Origin of the sequence: Methanosphaera sp. WGK6 (assembly GCF_001729965.1) — an archaeon.
Classification (GTDB): Archaea; Methanobacteriota; Methanobacteria; order Methanobacteriales; family Methanobacteriaceae; genus Methanosphaera.
In genome coordinates, this window is record NZ_JRWK01000005.1 from 61,327 (window position 1) to 79,030 (window position 17,704).

Genomic DNA, 17,704 nt, shown 5'->3' on the forward strand with positions numbered 1-17,704 from the left:
CTACATGAAAATAAGCATAGAAAATGAAACTAAATTAATTAAAGAAATATTAGAAGCATATGGAGTTGCTTCTAATGAAGCATCAATTGTTGCTGATGTAATTACTGATGGTGATCTTAAAGGTTTTTCAACACATGGAATTGGAAGATTTCCACAATACATAAAAAGTATGGAAGTTGGAACTATTAAAACTGAAGGAGATTATGAAATAGAAAAAGAATCTCCATCAACTGCATTAATTAATGGAAACCATAAATTTGGACATTATGTAACTGTAAAAGCTATGGATTTAGCAGTGAAAAAAGCTGATGAAACTGGAGTTGGAATTGTAGGTATTCATGATAGTAACCATTATGGTATTGCAGGATACTATGCAGACTTAGCTTCATTACAAGATATGATTGGTATTGTAATTTCAAATACAGAACCAGCAATAGCACCATTTGGAGGTAAAACCGCATTACTTGGAACTAACCCTATAACAATAAGCATACCTTCCGATGATATTCATAATTATATTTGTGTAGATATGGCTACTAGTATAACTGCTCGTGGAAAACTACTTGAAGCAAAAAGAAAAAATGAAGAAATACCAGAAGGATTTGCTTTAGATAAAGAGGGAAATCCAACAACTGATCCTGCTGAAGGACTTGAAGGATCAATATTACCATTTGGTGGATTTAAAGGATATGCTCTTGCATTTATGTTTGAATTACTTGCAGGACCCCTTGTAGGAGCAGAATGTGGAGATAAAGTTCAGGGAACAGCAACTCCTGAAGAAATGTGTACTAAAGGAGATTTACTTATTGCTATTAATCCTGAATTTTTTGCAGGTTCCATGCAATTTAAATTCTATGTAGATCAATTTGTTCGTGAAATAAGAGAAGAAAATGGAGTAGTACCAGGAGATCGTGAAATTCAAACAATTGATGAACGTTATAATAATGGAGTTCCAATAGATTCTACATTACATGAACAATTAACAAATATTGCAGATAAAAAAGGATTAGATATATCCAACTATTTTGAAGAATAAACTTTTTATTTCTTTAAAAAACTTTAACTTCCAATTTTTTTTTATTAAGTAAAAAAACTATTTTTTAATTAAAATTAAATAAAATAAGTAGTATACTTATGTTTATACAATAACAATTATTTTTCATGAAAAAATATGGTGATTATTTTTGGATAGTACTGATGTTATATATGATGGACTTAAAGATGCTGGAATTAATTTTATAGTAAGTGTTCCATGTGCAAACTTAAAAAAATTATTAAAATTAATTGATGAAGATGATGAAATAAAACATGTACCAGTAACTAGAGAAGAAGAAGGTTTTGGTATATGTGCTGGAGCCTATATGGGAGGTCTAAAACCAGCAATTTTAATGCAGAATTCTGGACTAGGAAATAGTGTTAATGTTTTAGCTTCTCTTATGAAATTATATAATTTTCCTATAATTATGATTATTAGTCATAGAGGTACATTTGGTGAAGCAGTATATGGTCAAGTACCTATGGGTAAAGCTACAACTAAGATTTTTGATAGTTTAGATATAAGATATGAAAAAGTTATTAATCCTTGTGAAAGTAAGGAAATTATTAAAAAAGCATGGGATTTATCAGAAATATCAGGTGAATCATATGCATTATTATTTGATATAAGTTATTGGAAGAGGAGTGTATAATAATGCAAAGATATGATGCAATAAAAAAGATAGTTGAAAATCTTAGTGATGAATTAGTTATTTCTAATATTGGATTTCCTTCCCGTGAATTATATGGAATGTGTGATAGAAAAGAAAATTTTTATATGTCTGGATCTATGGGTATGGCTACTCCAATAGGTTTAGGTTTAGCTCTTGCATTAGAAGAAAAAGATGACTCAAGAAAAGTTATTGTTATTGATGGTGATGGTTCATTACTTATGAATTTTGGAGAACTTATCACAGTTTATGCTCAAAATCCAAGTAATTTAATTATTGCTTTGATTGATAATGAAGCATATGGTTCAACAGGGTCTCAGGAAACATATGCCTCAAAGGTGAATTTATCAAATATTGCAAGAAGTATTGGATATACAGAAGTAACATATATTGATGCTAGAAAAAGTACTGATGATATAGATATGAATGTTATTTTAAATAAAAAAGGACCTGTATTTTTACATATAAAAGTAGAACCAGGAAATACTGATGCACCTATTATTGATCTTAGTCCATCACAAATTAAAAATAGATTTATGAAAGAAGTTAATAAATAAAACATTTTTTTGTTTTATTATTTTTTTAAATTATTGATAATACAAAAATAGTAAAAAGTATTACATACCTTCAATAAAAATAATGCTCCGACCGGGATTCGAACCCGAGTCTTCGGCTCGAAAGGCCGAAATGATTGGCCGGACTACACTATCGGAGCAAATACTTATGAAAAATATTAATTAAATAATATTTGTTTTTTAAATGGGGCCGGGGCCGAGAATCGAACCCGAGTCACGGGATCCACAGTCCCGAAGAATAACCACTATCCTACCCCGGCATTTAAAATAATTATGAACACAATCCTTCTGAAGTGCGGGAGCAGGGATTCGAACCCTGGGAGGCCTACGCCAACAGGTCCTAAGCCTGTCCCCTTTGGCCAGCTCGGGCACCCCCGCATATAAAATATAAATCCGCATACTTTATATAAGGAATGTTTCGCTTAAAATAATTCTAGAATCTGAAATTTAATAATTAAATATAATAAAATAAAGTTTCTAGAAAATGCTCCGACCGGGATTCGAACCCGAGTCTTCGGCTCGAAAGGCCGAAATGATTGGCCGGACTACACTATCGGAGCAAATTTTTTTGTAATATGTAAAATGGGCCCAATGGGGTTCGAACCCATGGCCGCCCGGTTATGAGCCGGGCGCTCTACCTGGCTAAGCTATGGGCCCAAAAGTTATAGCGCCGTCGACAGGACTTGAACCTGTGACCAATCGGTTAACAGCCGAACGCTCTACCTACTGAGCCACGACGGCACATAATTTTTATTCCATCTTACAATAGTTTATTTATAATTAGTTATATATAAACTTACCTCTCAAACTTTAAGAATAAGTATTGTTTTTGAGGCACAATATAATGTTTGTTTTCATAGTATTTAAACATTACGGTTATGAAAATAAAAACTAAAAAATACATGTACAAAAACAACAACCATATACAAACAAAAAAAAATACTAACAATAAACTATGAAACAAAGATATTTATACTTAATAAAAAACAAATAACATAACAGGATATATTTTAAAAATAGGGAGTAATAAAAGACATGGACGTAATTGAAAAAGTAAAAAACAAAGAAATATTTGATTTATTAATAGAAGCTAACGCCATAACTGAAAAAATACATGGAAAAGACATTAGTCTTGAACGAGCAATATTTCTATCATGGTGGTGTGAAAAAGGTGATTGTAAATTCTGTTATATGTCATCACAAAAAGATAGAATACAAGACCCAGAAAAAGCAAAAAGACATGTGAAAGGAATATATGCTGAAGCTGAACTAACAAAAAGAATGAATTGGAATATTGAATTTTTATCAGGTGGTTATGGAATATATAGTACAGATGAATTAATAGAAATTTCACAAACTATATATGATATTACAGACAACCCTGTATGGTTAAATATTGGAATTACTGAGGAATTAGATCAATATGGTGAAGAAATCATCGGAGTTACAGGCGCTATTGAAACAGCAAATCCACAGTTTCACAAAGAAATATGCCCAAGTAAATCCATAACAGACATTAAAAATATGTTAGTACAAGCAGGAGAATTAGGATATAAAAAAGCTATCACAATCATAATAGGTTTAGGTGAAGAAATAGAACATTTAAATGATTTATTTGAACTTATAGAAGAATTAGATATAGATAGAATAATATTTTATTCATTAAACCCTCATCCTGATACAGAATACCATTTAACACCACAACCATCATCATTGTATTATGCAAGTATTGTTGCAGCTGTACGAATTAAATTCCCTAATATTGAAATAATAACCGGAACATGGACCGATAATCTTGCAAATATAGGAGTTCTTCTTAAAGCAGGAAGTAATGGATTAACAAAATTCCCCCTATTTAAAATGTATGGAAATCGTTTTGGAAAACGAGTCGAAGAAGAAGTTTACTGGGCAGGTAAAAACTTAAAAGGTAGCTTCTCCGATATGAACTTACTAAGTCAAGGAAATAATCTTAGACCTGAACTAGACCCATTTATTCAAAGATATATTGATATGTGTTATGACAATTTAGATATCAAAAAAATATAATATCCCCCAAAAACTATTTTTTTATTATTTAACACATGTTTAATTAATTAAATACTATTTCTAATACAAATCTATAAAAAAATTATTAACTCACTTTAAATAAAACTAAAAATTTAAATTAATAGAGAATCAAAAATAAACATATAATAAAATATTATAATAAAAGATTATTTAAAATTGGAGGAATACTTATTACAGATATGATGTGTGGACTAGAAATCCACGTACAATTAAACACAAATTCAAAACTATTTTGTAGTTGTCCTACAAACTATCAATCAGCACCTAATAACACTAATATATGCCCAGTATGTTTAAACCAACCTGGTGCAAAACCATATCCACCAAACCAATCTGCATTAGACAATGCTATAAAAGTAGCATTGATGCTTGGTTGTGAGATTTCAGATGAAATAGTGTATTTCATGAGAAAACACTATGATTATCCTGACTTATCAAGTGGATATCAAAGAACATCCGTTCCTGTGGGAATTAATGGAGAATTAAATGGAGTTAGAATCCATGAAATCCACGTTGAAGAAGATCCAGGACAATACAAACCAGATAAAGGAACTGTTGACTTTAATAGATCAGGTATTCCACTTATAGAAATTGTAACTGAACCAGACATGAAATCACCTGAAGAAGCAAGAAATTTCTTAAATGAATTAATAAGAGTATTAAACTACAGTGGAAGTGCTCGTGGTGAAGGTACAATGAGAGCTGATGTTAACATATCTATTGAAGGTGGAAAAAGAGCTGAAGTTAAAAATGTTAACTCAATAAGAGGAGCTTACAAAGTACTTAAATTTGAATTAATCAGACAAAAGAATATTCTTAGAAGAGGTGGAGAAGTTCAACAAGAAACACGTGCATATCTTGAATCTCAAATGATTACAGTTCCAATGAGATTAAAAGAAGATGCAGATGATTATAGATACATACCAGATCCGGATCTTCCACCATTAAAAATTGATCCAGCACATGTTGAAGAAATCAGACAAAATATGCCTGAACCAGCTCACTTGAAAACTGCAAGATTTGTAGAAGAATATGGAATTGATAAAGCTGATGCAAAAGTATTAACTTCTGAACTTGAATTAGCTGATGCATTTGAAGAAGTTTGTAAAGAAGTAGATGCTAATGTTGCAGCAAGATTAATGAGAGATGAATTAAAACGGGTATTACACTATAATAAATTAGAATTTGCTGAAAGTGAAATAACCGCATCAGATATTATTGAATTAGTTAATTTAATTGAAAGCAAACAAGTAACACCAGAAGCAGCACATAAATTAATTGAACAAATGCCTAATAATAGTAAAACACCAACAGAAATTGGTAAAGAAATGGATATTATTGGTGTTGTTGAAGATGATGCTATAGCAAATGCTATTAATCAAGCAATTGATGAAAATCCTAATGCTGTGGAAGATTATAAAAATGGAAAAGAAAATGCAGTTAACTTCCTTGTTGGTCAAGTAATGAGGTTAACTAGAGGAAAAGCTAATGCTGGAGAAACCAATAAAATGATTAAAGATAAATTAGACCAATTGTAATTTAATTTATCTTTTCATGTGCTATAACTTCAAATAAGGAGGATATTAAGAATGAGTGATCATAAAAAAGTAAAAGATTATATGACTCGTGATGTAATAACAGTAACACCCGATATGCCAATAAGTAGAATAAAAGAAATAATCAAAGAAACCGGTCATGATGGATTTCCTGTAGAGGAAAATGGGGAAATTGTTGGAATAATCACTACTTCAGATCTTCTTATTCGTGATATAACACCTACTGTTAAAGGAATGATGTCCGATGACATTGTTATAGCTAATGAAGAATTATCTATTAGTGATGCATCACGAGTAATGTTCCGTATGGGAATTTCAAGACTACCTGTAACAAATGAAAATAAAAAGGTTTTAGGTATTATTACTAATACAGATATTTTAAGATCTCATATTGAAAGATCAACTCCTGAAAAAGTGGATCAATTCAGAAATACTCTGGAACAATTATATGGTGTTAAAACATTTCTTTCTAAAGAACAAGTTCCTATAAATGAATTAAAACCTACTCAAGATAAGGTATATGCTGATGAATTACAAGGTAGAACTTATGAAATTGAAAGAGGTCTTGCAGAGCCAATTATTGTTGTAAAAACAGAGCCTCATAAATATTTAGTTGTTGATGGTCATCATCGACTAGTAGCATCTAATCAGATGGGTAATGATACTATTACAGCATATGTTATTAAACTTAGTAAGAAATTTAAGTTAGGTATTGAAAAAACTGCTGAGAAAAATGGAATATTCACTTTAGATGACATTGAAATCATATCTGATGCTCAACACCCACTAATAGCTATAACAGGTAGTTTAAGAGATAAAAATACAACTATAAAGAAGTGAGATAAATGAAAGATGATATAATTCGAGAAATCTATGATACATTAGTAGATAGAAAAGAAAATCCTATAGACTCATATACTTCAGAGTTAATGCAAGATTCCCATAAGAAAGCAGAAGATAAAATACTTGAAAAATTAGGTGAAGAAGCAACAGAAGTTATTTTAGCTTCAAAAAATAATGAAGATCTTGTTCATGAATCTGCAGACCTCATCTTTTTTACCTTGTTAAACCTTGCATACAAAGGTATTCCATTAGATGATGTTTTTGATGAATTAATTCAAAGACATAACTAGATTTAAAAAAAAATAACCTCCTTAAATAATCTTTTTCTAAATTTTTTATTTTTGAAATACTATACCTATATACAACCAAGTATTTTTTATAAAATAAAAGTAACTTTAAATTATATGTATTTTTCTACCAAATAAAATATATTTCTTAAAAAAAGTATTAATTTAATAAAACAATGAACTAAATAAATTAAACGAAAAGTTATATCCTAAATTAAGTTTTTGATAAAAAAAAGAAGAAATTAAATACAATTATTCATTGTATTTTTTAGCATCATCCAATCTTATTTTCTTTCGCATGATTTTACCACTAATAGTTTTTGGAAGCTCATCAACATATTCTATTGCACGTGGATATTTATAAGGTGCTGTAACATGTTTTACATGATTTTGTATATCTTTTGTTAACTCATCACTTGGTTTATAACCATCTGCTAATACAATAGTTGCCTTTACTATTTGACCTCTTATTGGATGTGGTATTCCAGTTACTGCACAATCAAGAATTGCACTATGTGATAATAATGCACTTTCTACTTCAAAAGGTCCTATTTTATATCCAGAACTTTTAATTACATCATCTATACGTCCCTTATACCAATAGTAACCATCTTCATCCAGCCATGCAGAGTCACCAGTATGATAATAACCACCATATATTGTTTCATCAGTTTTTTCTTGATTATTATAATATCCTTTGAATAATCCTAGTGGATAACCATCTGATATATCAAATACTAATTCACCTGTTTCTCCAACATCACATTCTTTTCCTTCAGCATTTAATAATTTAATATTAAATAATGGTGCTGGTTTTCCCATAGACCCTAATTTTATATCTAACCAAGGGAAGTTTGCTATTGTTGCAACTGTTTCTGTTTGACCAAATGATTCCCTTATACTAAGACCAGTTAAATCCTTAAATTTATAATACACTTCATCATTTAATGGTTCACCTGCAGTTGTTACATGTTTTAGAGAAGAAAAATCCAGTTTATCAATGTCTTCTTTAATAAAAAAACGATACATTGTTGGTGGACAACATAATGTTGTAATTTTATGATTTAATGCCTTTGAAAGAACATCGAATGGATGAAATCTTTCATAATCATATATGTATATTCCAGATCCTGCAATCCATGGTCCATATATTTCACCCCATAATGCTTTTCCCCAACCAGTATCAGCTATAGTGTAGTGTAGGCCATCTTCCACAACTTGATGCCAGTAATATGATGTAACAATATGTGCTAATGGATAACCAAAGCTATGTTGAATCATTTTTGGTTGTCCTGTTGAACCTGATGAAAAGAAAATTACTGAGATATCTTCAACACTATCATCTTCATAAACAGGTCTTTCAAAATTATCTGAAACTTGTTCAACTTCTTTTCTTAAATCATACCATCCTTCTTTATCTTCAGTTCCAACAAATACTTTGTTTAGATTTAGTCCTAATGTTTTTTCCACTTCAGCATAGCTTTCAGGTACACCATCTTCTCTGATAGTTACTACAGTTTTTATATTTGCTGCACTTATACGATACTCAATATCTTCAGGTTTAAGCATATGTGTTGCAGGAACTGCTATTGCTTTAAGTTTATGTAAAGCTAACATACAATACCAAAAATCATATCGACTTTTAAGTGTTAAAAGTACAGGTTCACCCTTAGTAACTCCAATTGATTGAAAGAAATTTGCTGCTTTATCACTTAAGATTTTTAAGTCCTTGAATGTGAATACTTTATCTTCATTATCATCACACCAAGATAATGCTACTTTATCCGGATGTTCTCTTGCATAAACATCAACTATATCATAAGCAAAATTAAAGTCTTCAGGTACATTTATCTCTAGATTTTCATTGAAATCATCATAAGATTCAAATTCTGTTCTTGGTACAAATTTATCTAATAAGGATGCCATATTAATCAATACCACCTTTATTGTTTAGTACATCTAAGAATTTAACTTTTTTATCACCTATTGCTACCATTGAATGTTTATGTAACGAGTCAAAGTAGATTGAATCTCCCGGATTTAAGTCAATTATATTATCTTTAATATATATTCTTAGATTTCCTTCAAGTACATAGACAAATTCATAACCTTTATGGTAATTTGGTTCTGGTATGTAATTATCATCACGTGGCATTACTGTAACTATGAATGGTTCTATTGCTTTATGGGTGAAGTTTGATGCTAAATTTTCATAATCATATGCTTCTCTACGGTCAATTCGTATTCCTTTATCTTTACGAGTTACTGCAAATACACTCATTCTTGTATCTTCCCCAGTTAAAAGTAGACTTGTATCCACATTAAATATAGCAGCTGCTTCATAAAGAATACTTGCAGGTATATCTATTTCTCCTGTTTCATATTTAGTATAAGTTTCAACAGGTACATCTAGTTTACTTGCCATGTCCTGTACACTTATTTCACAAACTTCTCTCATGTCTTTAACACGACTAGCTATTTCTGTTTGAATATCTACCATGATTCATATTCTCCTTAAATATTTGATTATTTGAATTAAAATAAACTAAAAAAAAATTAAAATTGAAAAGTATTAATTAAAATTATTTATACTACTTTCTTTGTAAATTAAAAATAATTTTTCTTATATGAAATCTTATAATAAAGACTATAAATTAATTATATTGAACTTGATATATAAAAAATACTAAATTAAAAAATTAAGTTATGAAAAAATAGATAAAAAAGTGATTATAGAAAAAATATGAATATTTAATCCAAATATTTTTCTATTAAAGTCATTCCCCAGTCAGCTAATTCTGCTGCTTTTTCAGGAGTCTTTGCTTCAGAGAAACATCTATAGATTGGTTCTGTTCCAGATGGTCTGATAATTACCCATCCATCATCTGTTATTACTTTTACACCATCAGTTGTATCTACTTCATATTCAGTAGTATCATTTATTATTCCTTCTGCAACTACTGTTTTTTTATCATCAGGACATTCAACTTTTCTTTTTTCTGAGAAGTATGTTGGTAGTTCATCTATTAATTTAGATAATGGTTTTTTACTTGTTGCTAATATTTCAAGTAGCATTGCTGTAGCTAATCCAGAATCTCTTCCATATACAAAATCAGGGAAGATTAATCCACCATTTTCTTCTCCACCAAATAATCCATCAATTTCTTGTAGTTTACGTGCTACTACTAAATCTCCTACTCTTGTAAGTATGATTTCACCATTGTTTTCTAGTGCTATATCTGCTATTGCATTACTTGTAGCAACTGTTGTTACAATTTTTCCACCATTATTTTTTTCAAGCATGGATTTTTCTACTAATGCAAATGATTTATCCCCAAATACAAATTGACCTTTTTCATCAATACATATTGTTCTATCAGCATCCCCATCATGTGCTATTCCTATATCTGCACCTGTTGCTTTAACAACATTTATTAGGTCACCTAAATTATCTTCTGTTGGTTCTGGATTTCTTCCAGGGAATGCTCCGTCTGGTTGACAGTTAAGTGTTGTGATTTCACAGCCTAATTTTCTTATAATGTATGGAGTTGTTCCACATGCTGCTCCAGATCCACAGTCCAGTACTACTTTTAGATTTGCTTCTTTTATTGCTTCTACATCTACTCTTTTTAGTACTTCATCAATGTATTCGTCAATGATATCTCTTTTGTATGCTTTTCCAATTTTATCCCATGTTACTCTTTTTTGTTTATCATTGAAATAAATGTCTTCGATTTCTTCTTCTAAATCATCAGGTGTTCCTATTCCATCAGCATCTAATAGTTTTAGTCCATTGTATTTTGGTGGATTGTGTGAAGCAGTAATCATTATTCCACCATCATAGTATTGTCTTACTGCGTATTGTACGGCTGGTGTTGGAAGTGTTCCAAGATCCACTACATTACATCCTGCTGATAATAATCCTGCAGTTACTGCATATTTTATCATTTCAGATGAAGTTCTTGGATCTGAACCTACAGCTATTGTTCCAGTTACTTTTGTTCCATAAGCTGCTGCAATTTTTGATGCAAATTCAGGAGTTAAAACTGTATTAGCTACTCTTCTTACACCAAAAGTCCCGAATAATTGTTTCATATATTAATATTCTCCTTTAAATTAAATTTATAATTAAATAAAAAAAATTATAGTGTATGTTATTATATGCATTTTTTAATGTATACATTTTTTTATATTTTCTCAATATAGTAAACTAGATTATTGTTTTCATCATAACATGCCCATGTTTTATTATTATACATCCATGTATAGTTCTGGTATGGTTGTATTTCAGTCCATGAGTTATCATTGTTTTCAATCCATGTTACATTATAGTACTTTGAACCATTAAATATGTAGTCTACATTCCATAATGTTCCATTGAAGTTCCATTGATATTCATATCCAGTGTTTGTTGTTGCATAGTAGGATGTTTCATTTATTTTCTTCCAATAGTATGGATGTATTGTACTCCATTTAACAGCATAGTTATTATTGTTATTTTCTATAGTTGATGATATATTATTTGAATCAACCCATTTGGAATATGTTAACATGGATAATAATGGCGGTTTTGTTTTAATAGTGTTTGTTAATTCTATGTTTTTTTGGTTTGTTGTTTGGTTTTCTAGGTTTTCTACACTAATTATTTTAACATCATATAATCCTGTGGCTTCATCAAGTGTTCTGTTTCTTGTAAGATATTTTATTGTAATATTATTTTTTCTAAGTTGATTTATTATATCACTTGAGACATAATCTTCTTCTTCCATTTGTATATAATCGGATTCTGTGTTTCTTGTAATGTATACTTCTGTTATATTATTTTGTGTAATATAATCTATTATTTCTTTTTGACCTGATGAATCTTCTATAAGCATTGCATTATCTTTAATGGCATTTGGTACTATTGTTGGTAGTTCACCATAAAATCCATAGTAAGCACGAGTTGTGTTATTTATTAATCCATCATATTTTAATTTATTATTTACATTTTCACTTATTTCTTCGGATGTAGAACCACTTATTTCTTCTATTGTTAAATTATACTTCTTAAATGTGTCTTTTATTGTTTCAGGTAAATATCCTACAATAATTATATGTTTAATATCATGTTTTTTAATATAATCTTCATAATCAGGATTTAAATACTCTGATGAATCATATGTACTATTTGTTGCTGTGACAAAAACAGGTGTTCTTGTATATGCACCAAGTAAACCAGCCATAGGATCCGATGCTGTGAATATTATTGTATCATTGTTTTTATCATTTGTATTATCTGCTATTTTTGTTAAAATATCTGCTATAGAATTACCATTTACTTGTTGAACTTGTATATTCATGGAATGTAATTTGAGTAATTGTTGTGCTGATATTGGTCCTACAACTACTATTTTTTTAATATCATTTTGTTTTACATATTTGGGTAACCACTCGTCTAATTGATTGGGTAATGTTTTATCAGATAATATTAATGGAACTTGATTATATCCTGCATATACAGAAACTCCTATTTCTAATCCTCTCATTTCACCAGTACATGTTGATATTATCACTGTTTTTTCAGAAACATCTATTGAATTAACATATATATTATTAATTAGAATTATTCCAATCAAGAGAATAACCAATATTATTACTACGTATTTACTTTGTTTTTTCATTGCAAATTCACCATTTATGTTTTAATAGAGCATATTTTGTAATTTTGGTTAGTGTATTCTACTTGCACATAACTTGGAGTTGATGTATTTTGTCTTAGTAATATGTAATCAATACCTAAATCATTTAGTTCATAGATTGTTGAATGATTTTTAACAATATGTACTGGATCAACCACATAATCCGGAATAGATTCAGTGAAACCACCATAAACAACTGATGAATTACTACTACATACTATAATTGTATCCATTATTGAATCCTCTGATACTACAAAGGAATTATTAGAATTTTTCATAAACCATGACATGACATCATATCTATCATAAGCTAATTGTGAATTTCCAAACCGAGATGATATGATTGTTGGCTTTATAATTGTACCAATTGGATCTATACATACATGCATTTTCTCAGGAAATATTGTCGTATTATAATCATCCTCACCTAATAAATCAGGTGTATAACTATCAACATACATTATTGTTGAAAAAGTAGAAACTATGACTAACATAATGATAATTATCACCCTTAGTTTAACTGATTTTAATGAATATATAAAATACATAAAACCAATTCCAGATATAATTATAAGTGGATATGATGCAACTTCCAAAATTCTAATTGAAACTGTTTCAACACCAAGATATGTTATTTGACTTAATAATACTAATGACAATGCCCATACTATTAAAAATAAAGATTTATCTTCTTTTTCCTTTAATAATTTATAAAAACCAATAACTGTGAATATAAAACATATTATTCCATAGTATTTGAAGATAAAATCTGTCAGAAGTAATGAATTACCTGAAATTGAATTGAAAATTAATGTGTACTTAATGTACACATAAGTCCACCATGGCAAACCTACTACTACAACCACAAAGATAAATAATAAAACATGATTAATTTTAAACTTAAATCTACATAATTGAATTAATCCATATAATCCTAAAACACCAATTGTCATTAATGCTGTGGCCATATGTAAATTACAAATTAAACCCAATAAAATTGCAGATAATATTATATTAGAAGATTTACTATATTGAATAGCTTGATAAAAGAAAAGACAAGCTAACATAGATAAAGCTATTGCAATTGTTGCAGGTGTACATATTACACTCCTATTGAATGTGACAAATGAAAACATTCCTAGAAATCCTGTACACATACCCGTTATTATATTATCTGAAAATTTATATCCACAATACGTTATTACAAAAATTAAGAAAAAGAAAAAAAGGGTTGTAATATTCTTGTTAAATTCATTAAAGATATTCCAGATAACTTAGAAAATAATCCTAGCATTAGATGAAACAATGGTGGATACATTATTAATCTACCTATAGGTGCAACTGTTTCATAATCCCAAAAAACTAGTCCTTGTTTCATATATAAATCAGCCATGTGAATATGATAATAAACATCCCATGATATAGGATATGTGAATTTATATATGAGTATAGAAGCAATTATAAATGAAAAAATAGCAGGTATTAAAAGTAATTTCTTATTTTCTTTATCGATATTCATTTATAACACAACTTTTTTTTAAAATATTATATGTTAAATCACATATATAGAGTTTAAATTAATTAAATATAATCTATCATTAACTATGTGTTGTATACATAATGTATACCTATTAGAAATACATGTTTACATAATCTATTTTATTGTGTACATCCAACTTTACTTTGTATACATAATGTAAACAAAAATACAATATATCATTTATACACCCAAATAACAATTAATTAAGAAATACAAATGTACACTTCAAGTACACATAATATTAAGAAAAAGTACACTTTACACAAAACATATATAACAATGAACAATATAAATTATATTAATCAAACACAGATGTACACTTAAAGTACACAAGATGTTATATTAAAAAAAGATGCTTAATAATAAGTTTACACATGATGATGTATGGAAAAAATAAAATATACATAATGTACACATACATGTTTACTTAAAAAAATAAATAACCCAACAAATAGTTATAATATAAATAAAGCATTTTCACAGGAAAAAATATAGTACACATAAAGTACACATCAAATATTCAAGGGATTAAAAAAAATGAGTTCAAAAACAGCTACCATAAGATTTAAAAATGGAGAAAAATGGGATGAATTTTTAAAAAGTATCGAAGAAAACAATGGAACTACTAGAGGATACATTGGATTAACAGTTGAAAATCTCATTGAATTATATCTTAACGACCCAAACATAACCATAGATACTATAAATAAGCTAAGAGAAACAAACAAAAAATTACAAGAAAAAATAGATTTTCTCGAAAAAGACCATGCTGAGAATGATACAGCACAATTAGAAGAAGAAAATAAAAAATTACAAGATGACATCAATATTACTCATGCAAAATATGATGAATTAGAAATAAAGTATAACCAAATACAAGAAAGATACTCAGAAATAGAAGAGTTAAATAGGACAATTAACTCTGAAAAAATAGATCTTCAAAATAAGAACATTGAACTTAGTAGTAAAATAGAATTTCCAGAACAAGAAAATAAACTTCTTCAAAAAAATTATGATTTACTCGAAGAAAATTACACACAATTAAGAGAAGATAATAAAAATATTAATGAAATTTTTAAAACAATAAACGAAGATCTTAAACAACAACAAAAAGATACCCGAAGAGCACGTAATGATTACAGACATATTGTTGAACGATTAAATAAACTACAAGAAGAATATAATAATTTACAAAATGAAAATAAAAATTATCGTGTGCTATTTGCAGAAATAAAAAAGATGTCACTTAGAGAAAGAGTTCTGGGAAAATATCCAAACAATATAAAAGAACTAAGTCAAGCCCCTGAAGATGAAGAAAAAACTAATCATTACACAACAGAACATATGGAAAATAATAAAGAAGAATAATTAAATTCTTAAATTATTTTCTTCTTCTAAAATTAATTCTATTTGACCATTATAATTTGTTACTTTTCCAGTTACAGTAATATTCATACCATTATATAATTCTGTTTCGATAAGAGTAGATGAAAAAATAACTAAGTTAATATTACCTGTATCATCAGTTAATTTAATTATTCTAGTTCCTGATTTTGTAATTGTTTGTGATTCAATTACACCAACTATTTCAACTTGATTATCTAGTTTTGAATTATCTATCTTATCTATTGTTAATTGTTCTGGAGTTACATAGCCATAAGTTAAAATTAAGCCAAGTATTCCAATTAGTACAGTTATTGTCGAAATTTTAAATATTTGTTTATCTTGCATAACCTTTTTTCTTGTTAATTCATATAATTTAAATAGTATTTAATTATTTTGTAACTCAATCATTTGTTGTAATTTAGAAATTGTATCTACTTGATCTAATCCTATGTCATCCCGAAGTCCTTTGATTGCTGGAAATCTTAGAGAATATCCTGTTTCATATTCATTACTCTCCACTATTTCACTATAGGCTACTTCTAGTATTACTTCGGGTTTAAATGTTACTTGTTGTTCTGCACGAGTTATTACTAATTTTTCCATACGTTCTGTTAATGAGGCTAACATTTCATCATCCATTCCTGTTGCTGCATGAACTAATGTTTTATAGTCTCCTGTTTTTTCATCATATAATGATAATAGGTATGATCCAAAGAATTTTGCTCTTTTTCCTTTACCATATGTTCCACCAGTTATTACACAATCTAGTGTTTCACGTACTGGCTTGTATTTAAGCATATTTTTTCCTCGTTTTCCTGGTGAGTATGGACTTGTTATGTCTTTGAACATTATTCCTTCATGTCCTGCATCTATAGACCATGTGAATAGTTCTTCAGCTTCAATGTAATTTAATGGTGTTACTATTTTCATAGTACTTAGTTCTACATTATTTGATGGTGTTACTATTTCATTTAATAGTTTTCTTCGTTCTCCTAGTGGTTTTTCTGCTATTGGTTTATCAAAGAATAATACATCAAATAAAAATACTTTTAATGGTATTTTTTCACGCATTTTTTCTATATCGTATTTTCTTTTTACTCTTTGAAGAATGTATTGGAATGATATTGGCTTGTTATCTTTTGTAGCTATTACTTCTCCTTCTACAATGAAGTCTTTATTTGGTAGTGCTTCTTCTATGTATTCAACTACTTCTGGTAATGCATTTGTTACATTTTCTAAACGTCTTGTGAATATTTTTGTTTTTCCATCATAGTGGTGTATTTGTACACGTATTCCATCATATTTTGTTTCACAGATAACATGTTCCATTTCGTTTATACTTTCTTTTATTCCAGGACTTAGTTGTGCTAACATTGGTTTTATTGGTTTACCTGGTGTTATTGTCAGATTTTTAACTGATTGTTCAGATTCCTGTGCTCTTATTGCTACTTCACCTAAATCATTGGATAACATGTATGCTTTATCTATTATTTCTTTATCCATGTTGTATGCTTGTGCTATTGCATCCACCAGTGTTCCTTCACCTACGCCTATTCTGAGTTTTTCTGTTATTGTTCTTGTTATGTATTTTGCCTCTAATGGTGTTGCTGAAGTGTATAATTCTAGTATGAAGTTAAGTTTTTTGTTTTGTGAATTGCTTCCTGTGATTGATTCTGTTTTTCGAAGATTTGAGATTACTTTTGTTACTGTTAGAGGTACTTTGAAGAATGTTACTTGTTTATTGTTTTTTACTAGTTCTTGTGTGATTTCTCCCATATCTCCTACTGTTGCTAGTTTATCTTCTATTGTTTTTGTTTTTTCTCCAAGAAGTTTGGATAGTGATTTGATAATTAATTGGGTGGAGATACCCATTTCTTTATCACTCCATGGTGGAAATATTTTTCCTTGAAGAAGTAGTGTTATATCATATGTTATTTCAGGGTCGGTTTCTTTAATTTCTTTAAGAAAATCAGATATTATATCCCGTTTTTCTAATCTACTAGAAGTATTACTTATTTTTTCATAAACTTCTACTAATTTTGTATAGGAAGTTTTTGTCATTT

Annotated in this window: 16 protein-coding genes and 6 tRNA genes; 8 read left to right on the top strand and 14 right to left on the bottom strand. The window is 28.8% G+C overall.

Annotation, left to right across the window (positions count from 1 at the left end; translation table 11 throughout):
- The first annotated feature begins 4 nt into the window (after window positions 1-4).
- From comC to comE, 3 genes are all read left to right on the top strand, one after another.
- Window positions 5-1,036, top strand: a complete 1,032-nt coding sequence (gene comC / locus NL43_RS03710) for an L-sulfolactate dehydrogenase (RefSeq protein WP_069592705.1) — start codon at window positions 5-7, stop codon at window positions 1,034-1,036.
- Between the two features lie 148 nt (window positions 1,037-1,184).
- A complete protein-coding gene (comD, locus tag NL43_RS03715) occupies window positions 1,185-1,688 on the top strand; it encodes a sulfopyruvate decarboxylase subunit alpha (protein WP_069592706.1) in 504 nt (167 codons plus the stop codon).
- Between the two features lie 2 nt (window positions 1,689-1,690).
- A complete protein-coding gene (gene comE, locus NL43_RS03720) occupies window positions 1,691-2,263 on the top strand; it encodes a sulfopyruvate decarboxylase subunit beta (protein ID WP_069592707.1) in 573 nt (190 codons plus the stop codon).
- Between the two features lie 83 nt (window positions 2,264-2,346).
- On the opposite strand, the gene NL43_RS03725 is transcribed toward comE, so the two are convergent.
- The 6 genes from NL43_RS03725 to NL43_RS03750 all read right to left on the bottom strand — a co-directional run bounded on the left by NL43_RS03725 (window position 2,347) and on the right by NL43_RS03750 (window position 3,022).
- Window positions 2,347-2,421, bottom strand: a tRNA-Glu gene (locus tag NL43_RS03725).
- A 45-nt stretch (window positions 2,422-2,466) separates the two neighbouring features.
- Window positions 2,467-2,541, bottom strand: a tRNA-His gene (locus tag NL43_RS03730).
- Between the two features lie 34 nt (window positions 2,542-2,575).
- A tRNA-Leu gene (locus NL43_RS03735) sits at window positions 2,576-2,659 on the bottom strand.
- Between the two features lie 107 nt (window positions 2,660-2,766).
- Window positions 2,767-2,841, bottom strand: a tRNA-Glu gene (locus NL43_RS03740).
- A 23-nt stretch (window positions 2,842-2,864) separates the two neighbouring features.
- Window positions 2,865-2,938: transfer RNA gene (locus NL43_RS03745), tRNA-Ile, on the bottom strand.
- Window positions 2,939-2,949: 11 nt separating this feature from the next.
- Window positions 2,950-3,022: transfer RNA gene (locus tag NL43_RS03750), tRNA-Asn, on the bottom strand.
- A gap of 294 nt (window positions 3,023-3,316) precedes the next feature.
- Here NL43_RS03750 and NL43_RS03755 point away from each other — a divergent pair.
- The 4 genes from NL43_RS03755 to hisE all read left to right on the top strand — a co-directional run bounded on the left by NL43_RS03755 (window position 3,317) and on the right by hisE (window position 7,037).
- Complete coding sequence (locus NL43_RS03755; protein WP_069592708.1) at window positions 3,317-4,327, top strand: radical SAM protein; 1,011 nt, start codon at window positions 3,317-3,319, stop codon at window positions 4,325-4,327.
- A 200-nt stretch (window positions 4,328-4,527) separates the two neighbouring features.
- Window positions 4,528-5,886 carry an Asp-tRNA(Asn)/Glu-tRNA(Gln) amidotransferase subunit GatB gene (gene gatB, locus NL43_RS03760; RefSeq protein ID WP_069592709.1) on the top strand — a complete coding sequence of 453 codons (1,359 nt, stop codon included), beginning with the start codon at window positions 4,528-4,530 and terminating at the stop codon, window positions 5,884-5,886.
- A gap of 51 nt (window positions 5,887-5,937) precedes the next feature.
- On the top strand, window positions 5,938-6,744 hold the full coding sequence (locus NL43_RS03765) for a CBS domain-containing protein (RefSeq protein WP_069592710.1): 807 nt from the start codon (window positions 5,938-5,940) through the stop codon (window positions 6,742-6,744).
- A 5-nt stretch (window positions 6,745-6,749) separates the two neighbouring features.
- Entirely contained in the window at window positions 6,750-7,037 is a 288-nt protein-coding gene (hisE, locus tag NL43_RS03770) for a phosphoribosyl-ATP diphosphatase (RefSeq protein ID WP_069592711.1), read from the top strand.
- Between the two features lie 249 nt (window positions 7,038-7,286).
- On the opposite strand, the gene NL43_RS03775 is transcribed toward hisE, so the two are convergent.
- The 6 genes from NL43_RS03775 to NL43_RS03800 all read right to left on the bottom strand — a co-directional run bounded on the left by NL43_RS03775 (window position 7,287) and on the right by NL43_RS03800 (window position 14,234).
- Window positions 7,287-8,960 carry an AMP-binding protein gene (locus NL43_RS03775; protein ID WP_069592712.1) on the bottom strand — a complete coding sequence of 558 codons (1,674 nt, stop codon included), beginning with the start codon at window positions 8,958-8,960 and terminating at the stop codon, window positions 7,287-7,289.
- Between the two features lies 1 nt (window position 8,961).
- Complete coding sequence (locus NL43_RS03780; RefSeq protein ID WP_069592713.1) at window positions 8,962-9,534, bottom strand: helix-turn-helix domain-containing protein; 573 nt, start codon at window positions 9,532-9,534, stop codon at window positions 8,962-8,964.
- Window positions 9,535-9,785: 251 nt separating this feature from the next.
- Entirely contained in the window at window positions 9,786-11,129 is a 1,344-nt protein-coding gene (gene glmM, locus NL43_RS03785; protein ID WP_069592714.1) for a phosphoglucosamine mutase, read from the bottom strand.
- Between the two features lie 92 nt (window positions 11,130-11,221).
- Window positions 11,222-12,697: a hypothetical protein gene (locus tag NL43_RS03790; protein WP_069592715.1), complete on the bottom strand. Its 1,476-nt coding sequence runs from the start codon at window positions 12,695-12,697 to the stop codon at window positions 11,222-11,224.
- A 14-nt stretch (window positions 12,698-12,711) separates the two neighbouring features.
- Window positions 12,712-13,851, bottom strand: coding sequence for a glycosyltransferase family 39 protein (locus NL43_RS03795; RefSeq protein WP_069592716.1), 1,140 nt, complete (start codon window positions 13,849-13,851; stop codon window positions 12,712-12,714).
- Window positions 13,852-13,925: 74 nt separating this feature from the next.
- Window positions 13,926-14,234, bottom strand: a complete 309-nt coding sequence (locus NL43_RS03800; RefSeq protein WP_069592717.1) for a hypothetical protein — start codon at window positions 14,232-14,234, stop codon at window positions 13,926-13,928.
- Between the two features lie 558 nt (window positions 14,235-14,792).
- On the opposite strand from NL43_RS03800, the gene NL43_RS03805 reads away from it, so the two are divergent.
- Window positions 14,793-15,623, top strand: a complete 831-nt coding sequence (locus tag NL43_RS03805; protein ID WP_069592718.1) for a hypothetical protein — start codon at window positions 14,793-14,795, stop codon at window positions 15,621-15,623.
- Here NL43_RS03805 and NL43_RS03810 read toward each other — a convergent pair whose 3' ends face one another.
- The gene (locus NL43_RS03810; protein ID WP_069592719.1) at window positions 15,624-15,986 is read right to left on the bottom strand and encodes an exodeoxyribonuclease VII large subunit; all 363 of its coding nucleotides are present in this window, start codon (window positions 15,984-15,986) and stop codon (window positions 15,624-15,626) included.
- Window positions 15,987-16,025: 39 nt separating this feature from the next.
- Window positions 16,026-17,702, bottom strand: coding sequence for an ATP-dependent DNA ligase (locus tag NL43_RS03815; protein ID WP_069592720.1), 1,677 nt, complete (start codon window positions 17,700-17,702; stop codon window positions 16,026-16,028).
- Window positions 17,703-17,704: the final 2 nt, after the last annotated feature.

Coding starts and splice junctions, on each gene's coding strand:
- comC (WP_069592705.1), top strand. CDS start 5: ATGAAAATAAGCATAGAAAATGAAACTAAATTAATTAAAGAAATATTA.
- comE (WP_069592707.1), top strand. CDS start 1,691: ATGCAAAGATATGATGCAATAAAAAAGATAGTTGAAAATCTTAGTGAT.
- NL43_RS03755 (WP_069592708.1), top strand. CDS start 3,317: ATGGACGTAATTGAAAAAGTAAAAAACAAAGAAATATTTGATTTATTA.
- gatB (WP_069592709.1), top strand. CDS start 4,528: ATGATGTGTGGACTAGAAATCCACGTACAATTAAACACAAATTCAAAA.
- NL43_RS03765 (WP_069592710.1), top strand. CDS start 5,938: ATGAGTGATCATAAAAAAGTAAAAGATTATATGACTCGTGATGTAATA.
- hisE (WP_069592711.1), top strand. CDS start 6,750: ATGAAAGATGATATAATTCGAGAAATCTATGATACATTAGTAGATAGA.
- NL43_RS03775 (WP_069592712.1), bottom strand. CDS start 8,960: ATGGCATCCTTATTAGATAAATTTGTACCAAGAACAGAATTTGAATCT.
- NL43_RS03780 (WP_069592713.1), bottom strand. CDS start 9,534: ATGGTAGATATTCAAACAGAAATAGCTAGTCGTGTTAAAGACATGAGA.
- glmM (WP_069592714.1), bottom strand. CDS start 11,129: ATGAAACAATTATTCGGGACTTTTGGTGTAAGAAGAGTAGCTAATACA.
- NL43_RS03790 (WP_069592715.1), bottom strand. CDS start 12,697: ATGAAAAAACAAAGTAAATACGTAGTAATAATATTGGTTATTCTCTTG.
- NL43_RS03795 (WP_069592716.1), bottom strand. CDS start 13,851: ATGTTTTCATTTGTCACATTCAATAGGAGTGTAATATGTACACCTGCA.
- NL43_RS03800 (WP_069592717.1), bottom strand. CDS start 14,234: ATGAATATCGATAAAGAAAATAAGAAATTACTTTTAATACCTGCTATT.
- NL43_RS03805 (WP_069592718.1), top strand. CDS start 14,793: ATGAGTTCAAAAACAGCTACCATAAGATTTAAAAATGGAGAAAAATGG.
- NL43_RS03810 (WP_069592719.1), bottom strand. CDS start 15,986: ATGCAAGATAAACAAATATTTAAAATTTCGACAATAACTGTACTAATT.
- NL43_RS03815 (WP_069592720.1), bottom strand. CDS start 17,702: ATGACAAAAACTTCCTATACAAAATTAGTAGAAGTTTATGAAAAAATA.